This is a genomic window from Bacillus sp. YKCMOAS1 (genome assembly GCF_030268125.1).
Classification (GTDB): Bacteria; Bacillota; Bacilli; order Bacillales; family Bacillaceae; genus Bacillus; species Bacillus safensis.
Window position 1 is genome coordinate 76815 of the sequence record NZ_BSEI01000006.1, and the last position, 16184, is coordinate 92998.

The following is a 16184-nucleotide window of genomic DNA, read 5'->3' on the forward strand; positions in this document are numbered from 1 at the left end:
AAAAGCCCCACGAAATGGGGCCATTTGCGTACAACTCTCTGAGACTTTCTTTCCGATTGATTTATTGATAGAAATCTCCTCGTAAAAGGAATGTAGATCATGCTCTAATTCACAAATTCCCCTTCACAATCGTTCTCTTGGCTTTCTTAACAATTCTGCTAGTCGCTTTTGTATCAGAATCCATTGACCACTGTTCGCACAGGTTTCGTACCCAATCTGGCTGTGTTTTGCTAGCGTCATTCAGCCAGTTTCCTACAGAATCTTGAACATATGTTGATGGATCAGATTTGAGGTCATCTAGAATAGGCAGTGCCCTCTCTGGTTCCTGCTTTAATAACTCAATATGCTTTGTCCATACACCTCTTGGACGGATCGCCTCTACAGAGAACCGGCGAATATGTTCATCCTCGCTTTTTGCCCATTCGGTTAAATATTCTATACTTTGATCGAGCTGTTGACTTAGACTTTCTCTCACTGACATCCAAGCAATTTCGCGTACACCAAAATGATGATCAGCTGCAAATGGCTGAATGTACGCTAGTTTCTCTTCCAAAGAGGATGAACGCTGCTTGTTCATATAAGCAGCCCAGCAGCGGACGCTATCAGATATGTGACGGCTGCATGCCTGTATGACTTCCACTCTTTTTTCCTCATTTTCTTCCTGCAGCACTTCATCTAACAAATGACCGATAAGACGAATCGCTTTCATGCCTGACTCCGCTTTTTGTTTCGCGATTTCAGCTGAAAGATCGATTAAATGTTTGTCTAAACCAATAGACGGCAAAACATGCTGTAATAGAGTCACGTGATTGACAGCCAACCATTCAGTTAAATTGACACTCTCTAACTCTCCCTGATTCAAAAGAATCAAGACGTCATGAGGAATGTCACTCCCCTTTCGAGCGCCTTTACGATTGATGATGTCCTCGCTTATTGGCATTATGTATTCTCTCCCGTCTAGTAGTACTTATGTTTGACATACATTTTTAAAATAATTTATTATTCACCCTTAAAAAGCTAGTGTGAAGTTGATCCCTTCATTCTTTGGATATTTACTCCTATTGTAACAAATAAACTTCCTCAAATGGTGCATTCTTCAAATTAAAAAAGGAACTACCGAAATAAGTAGTTCCCTCAATACTAGTAAATCTATGTTACCTTCCTTGCTCCATCACCTTCAAACTCTTATGCTGAGAGATTCGATCAAACGCCACCATCAGAATAGTCATGAGTAAAGCGAGAAGAACCGTTCCAGCGCTGATCCAGCTTAGGTTTAATATAGATGTTTTGCTTAACACAACTCCTCCTAACCCCGAGCCTAAAGCAAATCCGAATTGAATAAACGATGTATTGACACTTAATGCGATATCAGGAGATTTGGGTACAAGTGTCACGAGATACAGCTGCTGAGCTGGAGATGTGCTCCATGTAGCAATCATCCATATCATGATCACCGCCACCATGACCACGAGGTTCCCTGTCACAAATGCTAGCAGCATAAGCATGATGATTTGTAGAATAATTCCGGAGAAAATCGTGAATGTTGGGCCTTTTTTATCTGCTGCTACCCCTCCAAGACTGGAGCCCAAAAAGCTGCATATTCCCGCTAGTAATAAAATGCCACTGATTTCTGTCATGCTAAGATTTGCTGATTCTTGCAGGAAGGGCGTTAAATAGGTAAATAAAGTAGAATATCCACCTACATAAAAGAGTGTCACTGCCACCGCAAGCAAAATTCTCTTATCTTTTAATATCGATAATTGCATACCTAGCGTCACCGGTTCTTGTTCTTTCATAGAAGGGATGCGCCTATACACAACAATCAGCGGAATGAGCGTGATCAATCCAATGGCTGCAAATAATGCTTTCCATCCCATCATGCTGCTTAGAAATGTCCCGATTGGCACACCTAAAACCAAGGAACTGCTGAGTCCCATTAAAATGATGCCAATGGCTGTTCCTCTTTTTTCTCGTTCTACAAGCCGAGTGGCCACAGCCATTGCCACCACAATGGCCGTCCCTCCACTAATTCCTTGTAAAACCCTAGTCATCAGCACCATTTCAAACGAATGGCTGACACTTGTGATGATATTACTTAAAGTAAAAATGATCAGCATCCATGATAATATTTTTCTGCGGTCGATATTGATGGTCAGTGCAATGACAATCGGTGCCCCGATTGCTGCTGAGAGCGCTAAGGATGTGACCAATAATCCAGCAGCTGATGTTGTGACCTGTAAATCATCTGCGACCATTTGAATAATGCCTGTAATGATATATTCGATCGTTCCGATTAAAAAGGCTGCTAAAGCAAGTAAATAAACAACGGCTTTATTTTTCATCGTGACGTTTCTCCTTTGGGCAATGTTTACGATTTGACTTCATTTTTTATAGGAATTTGAATTTCAATGAGTCTTCCTTCTTCATTTTCAGACAATGGGTAATAAATCTCTCTGCCCGGCTGATCTTCTTTCACGCGATATCCGTTATTTTCAATCCATGTCGCCAGGTCAACACAAGCAGTTTGTGCAAATGGAGAATCTGAATGAAATAGGAGCGTCGCCATGGTTTTTTCAGCTGGTAACGTGCGCATCGTAATTCCCTGAGGAAGAGAGCCCCTTAACGCTTTAGCGGAATACCCAACCTCAAATTCGAACTCACTTTCTTTAGCAAGTGATTCCCTCCACAGCACGATTTGTGGCTCAGAGTTCAATTCTTGCGGATGTTTTTGTAACAAATGATGAAACATTTCAAAGAATAATGAGATTTCGTCAACAGTTCCGTTGGATTGAAAAGACATGATGTGTTTGCTTTCAACCGATTTGATGATGACCTCCTGCTCTTTTTCAACACACCCCTCTCGTTTGATGAGGTGCATCCGCTCCTTAATACGCGCTAATTTCTGCTGTTCTCTCTCGATCAATTGCTGAATCTCACTCTCTTTCAGGAGAAACATGCCCTGAATCTGCTCGACAGAAATATCTTCACGAAGAAGCTGTCCCATTTGCTTTAACGTAAAGCCTAATTCCTTGTACAGAAAAATTCGATTGACCTCAAGCAGCTGCTCAGCTGAATAATACCGGTATCCCGAATCTTGATCGATCTGTTTAGGTTTTAATAAATCGATTTGGTCATAATACCTTAAGGTTTTGACAGGGACTTTACTTAACATAGAAAAATCGCCAATCTTGAACAACCTGCATCTCCTCCGTTTTGTTGATCTGATCAAAGTATAAACCTTTCAGTAAAGGGGAAAGTCAACAGAAGATTTTAAAATACAATTTATTCGCATATAAAAAAGCCCTATCTCAAATAGGGCTCGTTGTTTGATGAATTTTATTTGTCCTCCAAAATATGTTTAGCCGCTTCTAGTGCTGAAGCTGCTTTAGGCCATCCGATATAAAAACTAAGATGAGTGATGACTTCAATCAATTCGTTCTTCGTGACACCATTTTCTTTGGCAAGATGTAAATGGTATTCCAGCTGATTCAGACTGCCCGTACTTACTAAAGCTGAGACTGTAATCATACTGCGATCTCTAAGAGAAAGTTCCTCCCTTCTCCACAAATCTCCAAAGAGAACTTTTTCTGAGTACTCAACAAATGCTGGAGCAAAATCTCCGAGAGTGAATTTTACAGTTTGCTTGATTGGTTGATGCATAGCTATTTCCCCTTCCATCCATTCCGTTACTTGATCATTTGAGCAAGTCCCTCTCCAAAGGACCAATTCTCCAAGCCCGTCTCAACCAGCATAATGAATACGTTTTCTTTTGGTATATGGAGTTGATTATACAACTGATCAGCTATTTCCTTATATAAAGACTGCTTCTGTTCCTGAGTTCTTCCTGAACCACATGTAATCTGGATATACAAGAGACCCTGATCCCTCTCATGACGAAGAACATAATTGGGGTCATAATAAAATTCTTCTTTCTTATGTGAACTGAACACCTGAAAGTAGTCTTTTTCAGGAACATGAAATTCTTTTATCAGAGCCTTCATGATCGTTTGGCTAATAGAAGCTAAGTTTTCTTTATCGTACTCATTTTCAATATAACTGACTCTCACAAATGGCATATGAATGTCATCTCCCTTTTTCTGTCTTACTTCATTCTACGTCGCGATATTTATTTTGTATAATTGAATAATATATAAAATAGTATTCATAATTCGAATGGAGATTATTAGAAATAGACTTACCTGCGGAGTATTATGTAAAGTTGAATTTTTTATTGCCTGCACTGCACTTTTACTTTCTTGCCGGACGACCAGTTCTTCAAAAACTCCGGTATCATGAACCCTTTGCTTGTTCTCTGTGCAGTGATGTATGAATTTATTTCTTTTCGATTCATTAAAATTTTACAGGGTGTGCCTTTGTTTTTTTGTGAGTCATTTTCCCCCCAAAAAAAACACAAAAATTTTCAATTGCCTATATTGCTAATTCATAAGTCCTATGATAGGATTGAGTAAGCGTATACAGAACGGGTTGTAACTGTTAAATCAGGCAAAACCGACTACCTTAGAAAAAGGTAAGGTTTTGCCTTTTTTTATTATCGGAGGTGTTCAAAGTGAAAATTGAAAAAATCCTAAACAATAATGCAATTGTTTCAATAAAAGATAAAGAAGAAATTATCATCATTGGGCGTGGAATTGCTTTTAATAAACGTGTAGGTGATGAGATCAATCAACAACAAATTGATAAAATTTTCACTTTGGAAAACGAAGATATTAAAAATAAATTCAAAACCATTATAACTGATATGCCTATTGATTATATGGAAATATCCGAAAAAATCATCGCATATGCAAAGATGAAGTTAGGCAAAAAATTAAATGAAAGCATTTATTTACATTTAACAGATCATATCCATTTTGCAATTGAACGTTATAACAGCAATTTACCAATAAAAAATGGTTTGCTCTGGGAAACGAAACAATTATATAGGGAAGAATATGAAATTGGCTTAGAAGCGTTAAATATGATTTGTGAAAAATTTGGCGTCATTCTGCCAGAGGATGAAGCTGGTTTCTTAGCACTTCATTTTGTGAATGCTGAATTAAATGAAGAAATGAACAACGTTCAAAACATGACAAAAGTTATGCAAGAAATACTAACAGTCATTAGGTACCATTTTAAGGTTGATTTCGATGAAGATTCGCTAAATTACTATCGATTTATCACTCATTTGAAATTTTTTGCACAGCGATTAGTAAAAGGTAACCATTATATTAATCAAAATGATGATGATTTATTTGAGGTCATTAAAGCAAAGTATCCTGAATCATACCTTTGTTCAGAAAAAATAAAGAAATTCATTGAAAATAAATATACGTATAATTTAACAAACGAAGAAATGATGTATTTAACGATTCATATTGAAAGAATATTAAAAAATCAAACAAATAAAATCTAGGGTTGTCACCACTAGGGCAAAACCTAAATTAAACGAACTCAATTGAGTGTTTAATTTAGGTTTTTTTATTTAATCATTTCAAAAATCACTAGCAAAGACATTCAAAAAAGAGGAGTGTTTAATTATGACTGATTCGCGATTTGCTAAAGAAATTTTGCAAAATGTTGGGGGCGATGAAAATGTTTCTAGTCTCGTTCACTGTGCCACTCGCTTAAGGTTTACATTAAAAGACGATACGAAAGCAGCTCCAGAAGAATTAGAAAATATGGATGGGGTTCTAAAGGTTGTAAACAGCGGTGGAGAATTTCAAGTAGTCGTTGGACCACATGTCTCAGAAGTATATGAGGAAATTGTAAAGGGCGGTAAGATTCATACAGGAAATGTTCCTACCCCATCAAACAAAAAGGAATCATTGTCTTCAAAAATATTTGGCATCATATCTGGAACCTTTACACCATTACTAGGTGCACTTGCAGGTTCAGGTATGTTAAAAGCTCTTTTAATTCTTTTAACAATGACCGGGTTGCTCTCTAAGGAAGACAGCACATATTTCATTTTATCTGCAGCTTCCAACGCTATCTTCTATTTCTTACCAATTTTTGTAGGGATTACGCTCTCCACTAAACTTGGTGCAAATCCATATATCGGTGGGTTAATTGGAGCAGCTTTGTTAGAGCCAAACTTCACGGGGTTATTAAATGTCGAAGGTGACGTTACGTTTCTTGGAATTGCAGTAATCGTAGCAAATTATTCAGCTTCTGTATTTCCAATATTCATCGCAACTTCTATTTATTCATTATTAGATAAGTTTTTGAAAAAAACGATCAACAAAAATTTACAGTTGTTTTTAATTCCTATGATCTCTTTATTAATTATGGTTCCTTTTACGATACTTATTTTCGGTCCATTTGGATTATATGTGGGTACAGCAATTGGCGATTTTATCACGTTCATAAGCGGAAAAAGTGGCATTATTACAGGAGTCGTTTTGGGAAGTGGATGGACATTCTTAACACTTCTTGGAATCCATACAGGCCTTGTGCCAATCATGATACAAAACCTAGCGCAAAATGGGGTGGATCCATTAGCTGCTATGACAGCATGTGCTGCGTTTGCTCAGATGGGGTTAGCATTAGGTATCTTTTTACGTACGAAAGACAAACAACTCAAACAATTATCCGGTTCAACATTCTTGCCTGGATTTTTAGCAGGAGTAACTGAACCTATTCTATACGGTTTATTTCTAAGGTATAAGAGAACCATTCCTTATGTTGCAATCTCTGGAGCAGTCGGAGGTGGAATTATAGGGGCACTTGGAGCTAAAAGTGTCGCATTTGCATTTCCTAGTGTGTTTTCAATACTCTCGGTTTCACCGATGGTATATTATGTAATTGGAATATCGGTTTCATTTTTATTAGCAGCTCTCCTCACTTATTTCTTGGGTTTTGAGGATAAAGGAACAAAGAATAGCATAGAAGATCATGAAACAAAAGAAGTGAAGCAAGAAAAAAAAGAGAACATTCTCAGCCCTATCACTGGTCATGTGAAGCCTCTAAGCAAGGTTAATGATTCCGTTTTTTCAACAGAAATAATGGGAAAAGGGATCGCAATAGAACCTACTATAGGAGAAGTCATTTCACCCGTTGATGGCACTGTTACAACTTTATTTCCTACAGGACATGCGATCGGAATTACTTCTGATTCTGGAGCGGAAATACTCATTCATGTTGGTATAGATACAGTGAAGCTGGAAGGTAAACATTTCACTACGATCGTAAAACAGGGAGATCAAGTGAAAACCGGTGACCAATTGGTTCAATTTGATATTGATAACATTAAAGAGTCAGGTTATCAGATTACAACACCAGTCATTATAACGAATACTGATGCGTATCTAGAAATCATTGAAACAGCTAGTTCTACTGTATCAGCAAAAGACAAATTGTTGACATTAATAAAATAAAAAAGGAGGAAGGACAACATCGCCTTGTCCTTCTTCTAACATCCTTTATTGGAGGAATAATCATGAAAAAAGAATTTCCAGAAGGTTTTTTATGGGGTGGAGCTGTCTCCGCCAATCAAGTTGAAGGTGCCTATAATGAAGGTGGAAAAGGTTTATCTACTGCAGACGTTTTGCCTCCTGCTCCAGAAAGATTTAAGTTTTATGATGGAATCATTACAGATATTAACCTGCAGGAAAATCAATATTATCCTACTCATCAAGCGATTGATTTTTATCATCGCTATAAAGAGGACATCGCTTTATTTGCTGAAATGGGTTTTAAATGTTTTAGACTTTCCATCGCTTGGTCCAGAATCTTTCCAAATGGTGATGATTCTCTTCCAAACGAAGAGGGGCTCCAGTTCTACGACAATGTATTTGATGAGTTACTGAAACACGGAATAGAGCCAATCGTCACGATTTCACACTTTGAGATGCCATTTCATCTGCTGAAAAAATATGGCGGGTGGAGAAATCGTCAGTTAGTACAGTTTTATGAAAAATACGCGATTACATTATTCGAAAGATACAAAGATAAAGTAAAGCATTGGCTGACTTTTAATGAAATCAATATGATTGCACACGTTCCATATTTAGGCGGAGGTATAGTCATTCATAAAGGAGAAAATAAAAAACAGGTTATTTATCAAGCAGCGCACCATCAGTTTATTGCAAGTGCTCTTGCTGTAAAAGCCATTAGAAACATTATTCCAGATGCAGAGATAGGTTGTATGATAGCAGGATTGGCTACCTATCCTTATACATCCAAACCAGAAGATTCTATAAAAGTCATGGAACAAAACAGAGTCACTTTCTTCTTTGGAGATGTTCAAGTGAAAGGACAGTATCCTTACTTTATGAAACGCTTTTTCAAAGAGCACAATATAGAAATAGAGATGTTGCAAGGCGATAAAGAGCTTCTAGAACAGAACACAGTGGATTACATCGCTTTAAGCTATTACAGCAGCACTACTTATAGTGCAGATCCAAAACACTCTGAAGAAGCGGCGGGAAATATTTTTGGAGGAGTGACAAACCCATATGTGCCAGTATCAGAGTGGGGATGGCAAATTGATTCTAAAGGGTTAAGATATGCTTTAAATCAATTATTTGATCGATATAATAAACCGCTATTTGTTGTCGAAAATGGTTTAGGCGCAGTTGATCAGGTTGAGAAGGACAATGTGATTAACGATGATTACAGAATTAACTATTTAAAGCAGCACCTTGCTGAGATGAGAGAGGCCATCGAGGATGGTGTTGATTTAATGGGATATACAAGTTGGGGGCCAATTGACCTTATTAGCTCGTCCACAGGTCAAATGAAAAAACGATATGGCTTCATTTATGTAGACAAAGATGATCATGGAAAAGGATCTTTAAATCGTTATCGTAAAAAATCATTTTATTGGTACAAAAAGGTGATTAACTCTAACGGTGCTGATTTAGATTAGAGTAATTAAGATAGAATGTTTAGAGTGAGCGTATACAACATGAGTACATCAGGCAAAACCCATTACCTTGGAAAAAGGAGGGTTTTGCCTTTTTTCTCTATATCCTCCTCCCGATTAGGAAACGAGGCAATTATAAAGATGAAGGTGAACTTATTTTGTATAATTAAATAATATATAAAATAATATTCATCATTCGAATGGAGATTAAAAATGGACTTAAAAGAATTAAAAGCTTTTCAAGCCGTGATTCAGGAAGGGACCTTCTCAAAAGCTGCTCAAAAATTGAATTATGCACAGTCGACCATAACGAATCAGATCAAACGATTAGAAAAAGAGTTAGGGTTTCAATTATTTGTAAGAGGTTGGGAAGTTAAATTAACCCCTTCAGGGCAATTGTTTGCCAAAGAGATTGATCAGCTGATTTTCCATTGGAACTTTGTATTAGATGAATCTCAACAATTTAAAAAAGAAGAAATCGGAACTTTGAAAATAGGCGTCATCGAACCTATCGCTGTCTCTATTCTTCCTTCCGTCCTTCAAACATTCAGAAAGCAAAAACCGAATATCACATGCCACTTTATCATCGGTAATACAGATTTCCTTCACAAGCAGCTCCTCCAGGGGGAGATCGATTTTGCTATTGCAGGGGAACCTGTGATGAACACACTTCCGTTTGAGGAGTTGTACAAGGAGGAAATGTCTTTTATTATCGCAAAACAGCGGGCAGATCAAGTTGGAGCGATTTCATTCATCAAGGACCTTTATGAACAGCCTTTGATCATAGGCGGGGAAAGTTGTTTATATCACATGAAGTTACAAAAGGAACTTTCAAGAATAAATGTGGAGCCCTTCACTTATACCATCAGCCAGATTTCAGCCATTCCATCATTTCTAAAGGAATTTCCCTCTGTCGGAGTCGTCCTTTCCTCTACCCCATTGTCAGACGAGTTTGTGAAAGTTCCAATTGAAATGGAGGACCCTTTTATCCCGATAGGAATCTTAACTCATAAAGACCCCCATCTCTCTCTGGAAAATACCAAGCAGCTGCTGCTTGATCTATTTCGTCAAGAAGCGGAGCAATTCACATGCTCGTGATCTCGTATCAAAAACAAAAAACCTAGATTTCATACATCTAGGTTTTTCAATCTTTCAAGCCATTTTAAGATCGCTCCACTTTTAAAGAAATTGAATATGGCTCCCTCACTAAATCGCTCAGCTCTCAAAGCCCCCATGATGAGAGCAAGTACACACTGCGCATTTAAATTTGAAATGTCCACATGCTCCATATCGTTCGTTCCCCATTCAATGCCATTTTCTTTGAGGATTTCTCTATAGTGGGTAAGTTCCATTTCTTGATGCTGTTCTGCAAAGGTATAGACATCTTCAATAAAGCGTTGGACCGTTTCGGAATAATTCACAAAGGGCATCTGGATTGGGCGTTCAGCTGTTCCATCATTTTCTTGATCGATCACCCATTCTCCGATATGATCCTCCTGAAGCTTCGGTATGTATTTTGTCAGAATCTCAAATTGACTCATCGTTATCCTCCTCTATTTTTTTAGAATGCTTTCAAGTCCGACAATAATAAAAGGAAACATTTTCAGGCCATATATCGTGCATACAGGAATGACATTAGTTCAGAATTAAGCTGGAGCCTTCAAATAGATCGAAGGCTCCATTTCCAACTAAATTGCTTTAGCTAAAATCATAAATCGGTGTTGTTTTGCGTCAAAATAACCCTTTTGTTCAATGGTTTTATGAATGGTGTATAATTCATCCTTGAAATTACTTATTTCAAAACCTGGCACTTGCCAAGGAATTGCTTTTAGATAATACACCAATGCTCCGATATCATAAAATCTTAGAATGGGGAACTCTTCAGCACTTTTCAACACCTCAAAATGATTCTCCTGTATCTCTTTTAAAGCTAGCTTTAAGTTCCAATCAATAAATTCTTCATTTATTGGTACCCTTAGATTCTCATTAATCTCTATGCAATCGAGTCCACCGACTTGTTGAGTTAGAAAAATACCTTCTTTCGAGATAATTCTTCTCACCTCTTTAGATGAAAATGACTCATGTTGATTGATGATAAGATCAAATTTTCCAGTCTCAAACGGAAGATTTCCATCATTAGAAATTTGAACTACCTTTACTCCTAAAGGGGTTAATCGTTCTTTTGCGACAGGTACATTAGGTAAGTAACCTTCTGTAGCATAAACTGATGTTGGAAAAGGTCTTAATTTTGATAAAAACTCTCCACCACCTGTTCCCATGTCCAGCATTGATTTTGCACTTTGAACAAGAGAAGTAGCTATACTACCATATGACCATGAAAGCAACTCACTTTTCATTCTTCCAGTTTCAGATATGAATGAGAAATCCCACCCAACAAAAGGTTCATCTGCTTGTTTTATAAATGAAGAAAACTGTTTGTCATTCATCATAATCCCTCCAATTATCATTTTGCAGTTTTAATGATTAAATAATAGGTGGGCCTCTTACGAATATATAAAGTTGTTATATTTCATGTTCTTTTAGTCTCATATTCAATAACTCCCTGTAAGAATCTTGATTTTTGACATTCATTTCAAAATTCATTCAACTGATATTTGAGTAAGACATGATTTTGTTTGAGAATCGAGAGTTCATGATGGATGTCTCATTATAGAGGTCTAGGTACAATGATAGAAGAGAATACGAAAAAAGAGCTTAGGAAAAAATAGATTGTTAGTTAAAGTAAAACCCCTCCTGTTGGAAGGGTTTTTTCATTTAGTTACTGCCTTTTCTATTGCTGTTTTCGGTCCACCAATTTCGTCTGCTGTGGGTCCATATATAGTTGGAATCGTTTGAATGCATTTTGGTCGATCATAGCTGTCATTCCCTTTTTATTTAAGAGATAAAGACACTACACATTCCACATGAGCCGTATGCGGGAACATATCAACTGGCTGCATGTATTCGATTTTGTAGTCTTTTGACATGTATTCAAGGTCTTTTGCTAGTGTGGATGGGTTGCAAGAGACGTAGACAAAGCGTTTTGGTTTGACTTGTTTGACGGTGTCTAAGAAGGTGCGCTCGCAGCCTGTTCTTGGCGGGTCGACGACGATGACGTCAGGACGGAAGCCTTCTTTGACCCATTTTGGCAGCCAATTTTCAGCTGTTCCTGTCACATAGGTCGCGTTTTTCATGCCGTGTTTTTTGGCATTTTTCTTCGCATCATCAATTGATTCTTTGATGACATCCATTCCTCTTACTTCTTTTGCGCCATCTGAGAGCCACATCCCAATTGTTCCAACGCCGCAATACGCATCGACGACCTTTTCTTTACCAGTCAGTTTGGCCGCTTTTTTCGCTTCATCGTAAAGCTTTAGCGTCTGCTTCGGATTCAATTGGAAGAAAGCACGTGCACTTAGTTCGAAAGAGACGTCTCCTAAAAATTCTTGGATGACCATATTGCCAGCTAGGTGAGATGTTTTATGGCCGAAGATGACTGATGTTTTTTCGCCATTGATATTATGCATAATGGACGTCACTTCAGGCAGACGTTTTTGAATGGCTTCGGCAATTTCTTTTTTCTTTGGAAATTCAGGTTTTGATGTGACAAGAACGACCTGTACTTCCCCTGTTTCAAAGCCGACACGCACGACAATCGAACGTACGTCGCCTTTTCTTGTTCGTTCATTGTAGACCGATACGCCGAATTTCTCTAAAATTTTGCGGACAACGCCCGTTGTTTTGTTTGTTTTTGGATGCTGCACGATACATTCCTTGATCGGTACAAGCTTATGAGAATTCAGTCCATAAAGTCCTGCAATGATGTCTCCGCTGTGAGAACGTCCTACTTGGAGCTGACTTTTGTTTCGGTAATGCCACGGGTCTTCCATACCGATCGTTGGCCTAATATCAAGCTTTTCAACCGATAGCTTTGTATGGCGCTCCATTGATTGAATGACAATATCACGCTTTTCATTTAGCTGCTGCTCATACGCCAAATGCTGAAGCTGACAGCCGCCGCACTCTTCGTATACTGGGCATGGCGGTTTGACTCGATGCTCGGAGCGCTTTCGCACTTTCCTTACTGTGCCTTCGGCATATTTTGCTTGGACATTCGTTGCTTCAACCACCACTTCCTCACCTGGAAGCGCGCCTGGGACAAAGACCACTTGCTTTTTAAAATAACCGACGCCTTCACCATTAATGCCAAGGCGTTTAATGGTAAGCGGGAACTGCTGTCCCTTTTGCAAAAGGGCACCTTGCTGTTTTTCTTTCACTTTATTCTCTCCGTTCTATTTAAACCATTGATAGGTTGTCTTCATTTTATTCCATCTCCTTAGTATATCACGTCTTGGACAAAGAGAGAAAATGCCTTTCATTTATTTATCTGTCTCAATGCTTCTCCATAAATATAAAGAAGCGTAGCTTAAATATGGGGTCCATTCCTTGCTTAGCGCTACCATCTCTTCTTTTGTCGGCTTTTCAGGCAGATCGAAGTGCCGTTTGATTGCATTTTGAATGCCGATATCTGCCATTGGAAAAAGATTTGGTCTTCCAAGCCCATTCATGAGCACATTTTGAACCGTCCAAGGTCCAATCCCTCTAATCGGAAGCAGACGCTCTTCTACCTCCAGATCAGATAAGTCGTGTAATTCTTCTAAACAAAGTGAGCCGCTCACAATTCGTTTCGATACATCGATGACATATTCTGCTTTTCGCTGACTAAATTGAAGCTTTCTCAAATCATCTGTTTCAAGAGAGGCAATGGTTTCTGGTAAAGGATCAAACCATACACCTTCTATTTGCTCACCGTACGTATGGACAAATCGTTTCGTGAGCTCGTAAGCAAACGAAAGATTCAGCTGCTGATGAATGATGCATTTCATGAAACAATGATATAAATGAAAATCCAGCATGAGCGGCGTTCCGATATGCTGCTCAAAAATGGGTGCTAGATTGGTTTGAGAAAAGTGGTCTTGAATCATGTGTAATTGATGCTCCATGCCAAATATCCGTTTCACCTCAGAAAGAAGGGGTTCCTCTGGGCCGTTTGATCGCACCCGGAACATAGGCGCATCTTTTGTTCCAGTAGCTTGAACGATGACCACGTACGGTTTTTGCTCTAATCTGATCGGCACTTTGATTTCTCTTTGACTCAAATCGACTGCTTTTAATGGATCACTTGATAAGCGTCTAAGCACTTGATCGAAATGATACGGCGGCTCTACCACCAGCTGTTTTTCCCACATACATGTCCTCTTCCTTTCTGCCAATATACGCAGATGTGATTGTTTCATTTTGCATGAATGATTCTCTAGATTGAATACTTTTAAACATAAAGAGTACAAGAATTTATCAGTTATATCTTCCTTATTTGTGGTCATTCTCCTTTTGGATAGACGAAAGTTTTTAGTCGAATTCAGCTAACATTCGACAGCAATCTTCAACATTTTAGGATCATTTTCCTTAAATTAGAAATAGAACCTCTGGGTGATATCTTCCTCCCTGAATATATTTGTATAATTATGACATATCAAGGAGGTGAACAAAGGAATTAGCGGATTAGGCAATCATTTGTTTTATCTTGCAGGAACATATTTACCTCATTGATAACCGGCTTCACCTAGTTTCACATTTTACAAAAAAGAAGACCCAAAATTAAAAAACAAAGGAGATCCGACCAATGAAAAAAACCATTCTTTCTGTTGCACTTGCCACTGCTGTTTCTTCGACACTGCCATTATTCGCTGACGCTGCTGAGCCAAAAACTTCAGCACCTGTTTCTACTACACTTCAGCAAACTGTATTAAATAAAGCTGCTGAAGGTAAAGCTGGCACTACGGCTAGCCCTAATGTTAACGTAAACTTTGATGTTCTTGGGATTGCCAATGCCATTGTAAACGCAGTAAATGCAAATGCAAACCGTTCTGGATTCGTGAAAAGCGTCATGGAAAGCACATTCTACGCTGCTGGCGGCAGATATAATGTCATGGTCTTTAACCTAAGCCAGAACTACGAAGACCGTTTTAACGGCGTCAAAACTTTCGCTACTGCTAATCTTGGTAATGTTGTTTACGGAATTTGGGTATTCGAAAGTGGTACATTTAAAAACAACGGCGATGGCGGCTGGGATAACTGGGCGTTTAGAGGCTGGTTTGACCGTCAAGATAAATTCGTTACGTTCCATCGTCCTTAATTCTCGGTTTTATCCATCAATCATACACGCACATTTAACCGATCTCTTTCTGAGATCGGCTTTTTTATGTAGAAAACGTATAAGTTCACCAGTGCTGCTTCATGATATAATGCAAGTCTGGAGGGGTGCACATGCTGAGAAAACTTGCAGTGACAAAAAACGGCGACTTGATTGAACATGCAACAATGCAGCAGCTTTCAAGCCCCGAAATCGCCTGGTATTGGATTGATTTTCATGCACCAACGGAAAAGGAAGCAGCGCTTTTGAAGGAATATTTTCAGTTCCATCCGCTTGCGATTGAGGATTGCTTCCATTATTTGCAGCGGCCGAAGCTTGATTTTTATGAGGGGTATTTATTTTTCGTGCTGCATGCCCTTAATCAAAAAACGTTGCGTTCTGAGGAAGTTGATCTGTTTGTTGGTGAAAACTATATCGTGACCTTTCATTTAAAGGAAGCGCCATACATTGATCGTGTCATTCGAAAGCTCAAGGGGTCTGATAAAGAAAGAAACAGCGGACCTGAGCATATTGCCTACATGCTGATTGATCAGCTTGTTGATGATTATTTCCCTATTATTTATCAAATAGAGGACAGGCTGAATGAAATTGAGGATGAAGAAGGTCATAAAACGTATGGCACGTTGATGAACGAAGTATTCGGAATCCGATCCGATTTGCTCAAACTGCGAAGAACGATTATCCCAATGAGGGACCTTTTATATCGTATTGTGAACACAAATACGATGAAAAGCGATACAAACCGCCAAGCGTATTTTAATGATATTTACGATCATCTTTTGAAGCTCACAGAGATCGTTGAGTCGAACCGGGACATGACAGCGGATTTACGAGACAGCTATCAGACGCTGAATTCCAACCGGATGAATGCCATTATGATGACATTAACCATTGTGTCGACCATTTTTATTCCACTGACCTTTATTGTTGGGGTGTACGGAATGAACTTTGACAACATGCCTGAATTACATTGGAAATACGGCTATTTTGGCGTGCTGATTTTCATGGGTCTGCTCGTTTCGGGTATGCTTTTGTGGTTTAAACATAAAGGGTGGTTTAGGATTTTTAAATAATGTTTTGAGAGAAGTGCTTGGGAGGAAAATA

The 16184-nt window shown here is 38.5% G+C and carries 15 protein-coding genes; 6 read left to right on the forward strand and 9 right to left on the reverse strand.

Annotated elements, in window-relative coordinates:
* Positions 1-109: 109 nt before the first annotated feature.
* The 5 genes from QSJ46_RS16930 to QSJ46_RS16950 all read right to left on the reverse strand — a co-directional run bounded on the left by QSJ46_RS16930 (position 110) and on the right by QSJ46_RS16950 (position 4076).
* A complete protein-coding gene (locus tag QSJ46_RS16930; protein WP_107164076.1) occupies positions 110-940 on the reverse strand; it encodes a DNA alkylation repair protein in 831 nt (276 codons plus the stop codon).
* Positions 941-1154: 214 nt separating this feature from the next.
* Entirely contained in the window at positions 1155-2342 is a 1188-nt protein-coding gene (locus QSJ46_RS16935; RefSeq protein WP_285605064.1) for an MFS transporter, read from the reverse strand.
* A 26-nt stretch (positions 2343-2368) separates the two neighbouring features.
* Positions 2369-3196 (reverse strand): MerR family transcriptional regulator, encoded by an 828-nt coding sequence (locus QSJ46_RS16940; protein ID WP_285605065.1) that lies wholly within the window; start codon positions 3194-3196, stop codon positions 2369-2371.
* Positions 3197-3336: 140 nt separating this feature from the next.
* The gene (locus QSJ46_RS16945; protein ID WP_046526907.1) at positions 3337-3660 is read right to left on the reverse strand and encodes a carboxymuconolactone decarboxylase family protein; all 324 of its coding nucleotides are present in this window, start codon (positions 3658-3660) and stop codon (positions 3337-3339) included.
* Positions 3661-3686: 26 nt separating this feature from the next.
* The gene (locus QSJ46_RS16950; protein ID WP_285605066.1) at positions 3687-4076 is read right to left on the reverse strand and encodes a tautomerase family protein; all 390 of its coding nucleotides are present in this window, start codon (positions 4074-4076) and stop codon (positions 3687-3689) included.
* A gap of 491 nt (positions 4077-4567) precedes the next feature.
* Here QSJ46_RS16950 and licT point away from each other — a divergent pair, with 491 nt between their 5' ends.
* The 4 genes from licT to QSJ46_RS16970 all read left to right on the forward strand — a co-directional run bounded on the left by licT (position 4568) and on the right by QSJ46_RS16970 (position 9964).
* Complete coding sequence (gene licT, locus QSJ46_RS16955; RefSeq protein WP_285605067.1) at positions 4568-5413, forward strand: BglG family transcription antiterminator LicT; 846 nt, start codon at positions 4568-4570, stop codon at positions 5411-5413.
* 124 nt (positions 5414-5537) lie between these two features.
* The gene (locus QSJ46_RS16960) at positions 5538-7376 is read left to right on the forward strand and encodes a beta-glucoside-specific PTS transporter subunit IIABC (protein ID WP_285605068.1); all 1839 of its coding nucleotides are present in this window, start codon (positions 5538-5540) and stop codon (positions 7374-7376) included.
* 62 nt (positions 7377-7438) lie between these two features.
* Positions 7439-8869, forward strand: coding sequence for a 6-phospho-beta-glucosidase (locus QSJ46_RS16965; RefSeq protein ID WP_285605069.1), 1431 nt, complete (start codon positions 7439-7441; stop codon positions 8867-8869).
* Between the two features lie 210 nt (positions 8870-9079).
* Positions 9080-9964: a LysR family transcriptional regulator gene (locus QSJ46_RS16970; protein ID WP_285605070.1), complete on the forward strand. Its 885-nt coding sequence runs from the start codon at positions 9080-9082 to the stop codon at positions 9962-9964.
* 29 nt (positions 9965-9993) lie between these two features.
* On the opposite strand, the gene QSJ46_RS16975 is transcribed toward QSJ46_RS16970, so the two are convergent.
* From QSJ46_RS16975 to QSJ46_RS16990, 4 genes are all read right to left on the reverse strand, one after another.
* Positions 9994-10407, reverse strand: coding sequence for a DUF6508 domain-containing protein (locus tag QSJ46_RS16975; protein ID WP_285605071.1), 414 nt, complete (start codon positions 10405-10407; stop codon positions 9994-9996).
* Positions 10408-10554: 147 nt separating this feature from the next.
* Positions 10555-11316: a methyltransferase domain-containing protein gene (locus QSJ46_RS16980; protein WP_483298742.1), complete on the reverse strand. Its 762-nt coding sequence runs from the start codon at positions 11314-11316 to the stop codon at positions 10555-10557.
* A gap of 441 nt (positions 11317-11757) precedes the next feature.
* Positions 11758-13143: a 23S rRNA (uracil(1939)-C(5))-methyltransferase RlmD gene (gene rlmD / locus QSJ46_RS16985; RefSeq protein WP_285605073.1), complete on the reverse strand. Its 1386-nt coding sequence runs from the start codon at positions 13141-13143 to the stop codon at positions 11758-11760.
* Between the two features lie 102 nt (positions 13144-13245).
* The gene (locus QSJ46_RS16990; protein WP_107164083.1) at positions 13246-14115 is read right to left on the reverse strand and encodes a DNA-3-methyladenine glycosylase family protein; all 870 of its coding nucleotides are present in this window, start codon (positions 14113-14115) and stop codon (positions 13246-13248) included.
* A 434-nt stretch (positions 14116-14549) separates the two neighbouring features.
* On the opposite strand from QSJ46_RS16990, the gene QSJ46_RS16995 reads away from it, so the two are divergent.
* Together QSJ46_RS16995 and corA are read left to right on the forward strand one after the other, a co-directional pair.
* The gene (locus QSJ46_RS16995) at positions 14550-15062 is read left to right on the forward strand and encodes a hypothetical protein (RefSeq protein ID WP_041087271.1); all 513 of its coding nucleotides are present in this window, start codon (positions 14550-14552) and stop codon (positions 15060-15062) included.
* 131 nt (positions 15063-15193) lie between these two features.
* Positions 15194-16153 (forward strand): magnesium/cobalt transporter CorA, encoded by a 960-nt coding sequence (corA, locus tag QSJ46_RS17000; protein WP_048240108.1) that lies wholly within the window; start codon positions 15194-15196, stop codon positions 16151-16153.
* Positions 16154-16184 lie beyond the last annotated feature (31 nt).